Below are 2,979 nucleotides of genomic sequence, written 5' to 3'. Positions count from 1 at the left end.
TTCCCAAGTATAAAATTAATCAATAGGATGTCCGAGCAAATCCAGAGCAGATTTTCCTACACAATCAAAATTAATAGTATAATTTTCATTATACAATCCATAGGAAAGCAGCGTTGAATTATCAAGAATCAACCCAGTATCATCCGGTAGCCGGCTCTTTTCTTCTATAGATGGATTAGGGGGTGATATGACAACCATATCAAACATTTCTGAAACACCGCCATCTCTTTCTCTGACTATTTTTTTGTTTAGTGCGTGCGAATACGATGCCAACATTATCGTTTTAATCTTCAGTATATATGGATACAGAAAGCCGCTGCCGTATGTCATAATGGCGATATCAGAGGATATATACTTCTGCAACTTTTCCTGAAAAGTTAACCCTGCAGTAATTTCGCAAGAAAATTGCTCTGATATGCCACTAACTATTTCAGAATAAAGATTCCTTTCAGCATTAAGCCACTCAAGCTCTTTTTTATTTAATGGCCGAGAAACGAGTTGCGTTACACCGTCAAAAAAATAATGAACCTTATCTGCCGCACCCCTGAGATGATTATGAAGTTTCAAAAAGTCGTCAGCGGTGAAATTACATGTTCGAGTATGTGTTCTTATATTGATCAACACATTAAGTACATCGAAATTCCTGACAGTATCGCGCCTCTTCACAAATCTCTCTGCTAGACTGTGCGGCACAACATAATTAGTCGCCGGCCTCACAAACAAGTATATCTGACCACATAATTTATGCCAGGTAACGATGTTCTCTGGATCATCTAAAAAGATCTGACTGGAGAAATCTGATGAGTATTCTTGCCGGTCAATATACCCTTGATTAAAGTGCGCGATTACAGTCTCGGGCGACAGTAGACCGCTCTGCATCAGATACTCTATTGCAGCATAATCAGAAACCAACGCCACACCCAAATGAGAGTTAGAACCCTCGCATAATGCGACCTTGATATTTGATGAACCGGAATCCGTGTTGCCCGGCAAACAATTATCTGCCTCTATTAATCCACAGCCATCTAGTCTATTTTTTAGTTTTACTGCATTAATTAATAAGTGCGGAATCAGCGAGCGCGCCCTTCGCGCATCGCCGCCATTATTAAGCAACAAGCAAGTTCTCGAACTCGGGAGATAAATGAAGTGCAGCCCACCGTTTTGTCCACCAATAAAAGCCACCGCCAATTTATTTTTCTTTTTAAGAATGTAACCAACGTACAGATACCCCCCAATCATGAAAGGGAGCGAATTAATAAATTCGTATCCATATTTTTCAATATAATCAACTGCCTTGCCAGCCCCATCTCTTAAAGCAATAACATCGAACTCCCTAATAAATTTATTTACTTTTCTTGGATTGCCATGAGGCATGTAGTGCCTTTCCGAGAATAACGCCATAATTGTTGTGGCTATATCGCACCAATCACCGTTTGGAGCGGTTTCATCAAGTGTCACATAATGAACATCACTATTTAAATAGTTAAATAAATCATCGTCTTTTGTGTTTTTATCAAAGCCATCTATCCCGATAGTCAATTGAGTGAGTTGTTCACACAGCCTCATAAAACCACCTGCTTAATAAAAAATAGCGCACAAGACAGCGCATATATCCGCCAGTTCAACAGGAGTTTTGGCGGCGGCTTCGCGCCGCAAAAACTCTTAGTTCGTTATAGATAGGGTGCAAATAACTATGAACCTAGAAATCCGGTATAACTCTCGTTAATCGAACGTTAATATGAAAACATACGTCTTTTCAAAATCTCATTGCGCCAATAGCCATTCATAAATATTATTTACTCCGTTAGTAGCGGCAACATCAGGGACCCACCCCAATACCTTTGTCGCTTTAGACACATTTGCCACAAAAACTCTTTGATCGCTCTCACGCGGCGGAAGGTGTTTATATACCAACTTGGCCCCTGCAATGGTTTCGAGAAGCCCAAAGAGTTCCAAAAGCGACAGGCTGTTAGCCATTCCTCCGCCGATATTGAAGGCTTCTCCCGTTGCCAAGTCGATGTGGTCCAATGTTTTAAAGTAAAGACTGACCATGTCCTCTGCGTGCAGGACATCCCTAACCTGTTTTCCGGTGCCCGAGATGGTAAAGGGCTTGGTTTCACCCCGGGAGGCATCTATTGCTTTTTGGCAAAACCAGCCTACCCAACCCTGGTCGTAGGTGGCGAACTGGCGCCCGCCATACATTGATGAGTGTCGAAAAACGACGGTACGTAAACCAAAGATACGGGCGTAGTCCCGCATGTACTGGTCAGCCGCGCCTTTCGAGCATCCGTAGGGCGAATGGAAGTCGAGCGGGGTTGTTTCGTCGAATCCATCAGGCCTCTCGATGCATTCGAATCGCGTCTCTGTCTCCCGATATGCGTATTGCTCCAAATCCCCATAAACTTTATTAGTCGAGGAATAGAGAACGGCAGCCTCGGGGGCGAACCGTCGCACTGCCTCCAGGACATTGAGGCTGCCCAGCGCGTTCGTCTCGAAGTCGTTTCGCGGGTCAGATATCGAAGTTGTCATGGCAACCTGCCCGGCGAGATGGAAAATCGCCTCAGGTTTGATTTCAAATACCACACGAGCGACGTCGTTAGCGTTGCGGATATCACCATGAACGTGCCGGAACTTGCCCTGGTCCTTCAGCCAGGCGATGTTCTCGACTGAGCCGTAGCGAGAGAGGTTATCAAAAATGATGAGCTCATCACCTCTCTTTAGTGCCTCTGCGGCTAAGTTCGCTCCCAAAAATCCACAGCCCCCGGTAATGAGTAGCTTCATCGTGATTTCCTTTCTTGTTCAATAAGTTTTTTCAGACCTGTCTCAAGCGGTATACGGCATTCCCACTCGAGGTCCTTTAGATCATCTATCTTAGCACTGTTTTCCAGTACTTCCCCTGGCCTATAAGGTATGGCACCGAACGACAGCTTGGATAGCGAGTTAGTGAGCCTATGAATCGTTTGGACGAGCTCGCGGATG

The 2,979-nt window shown here is 44.4% G+C and carries 2 protein-coding genes; both read right to left on the bottom strand.

Annotated features, from left to right (window positions below; translation table 11 throughout):
- Nucleotides 1-15 precede the first annotated feature (15 nt).
- On the bottom strand, nucleotides 16-1,566 hold the full coding sequence (locus ACHHRT_RS13650; protein ID WP_395500321.1) for a hypothetical protein: 1,551 nt from the start codon (nucleotides 1,564-1,566) through the stop codon (nucleotides 16-18).
- A gap of 198 nt (nucleotides 1,567-1,764) precedes the next feature.
- The gene (locus ACHHRT_RS13645) at nucleotides 1,765-2,781 is read right to left on the bottom strand and encodes a GDP-mannose 4,6-dehydratase (protein WP_395500320.1); all 1,017 of its coding nucleotides are present in this window, start codon (nucleotides 2,779-2,781) and stop codon (nucleotides 1,765-1,767) included.
- Between the last annotated feature and the right edge of the window lie 198 nt (nucleotides 2,782-2,979).

Origin of the sequence: Desulfurivibrio modestus (assembly GCF_044068625.1) — a bacterium.
GTDB lineage: Bacteria > Desulfobacterota > Desulfobulbia > Desulfobulbales > Desulfurivibrionaceae > Desulfurivibrio.
The sequence above is the reverse complement of the archived record's forward strand: the minus strand, read 5'-3'. Positions and strand labels throughout refer to the sequence as shown.

Excerpts from the sequence above, each read along its gene's own strand:
- ACHHRT_RS13650 (WP_395500321.1), bottom strand. The coding sequence starts at position 1,566 with ATGAGGCTGTGTGAACAACTCACTCAATTGACTATCGGGATAGATGGC.
- ACHHRT_RS13645 (WP_395500320.1), bottom strand. The coding sequence starts at position 2,781 with ATGAAGCTACTCATTACCGGGGGCTGTGGATTTTTGGGAGCGAACTTA.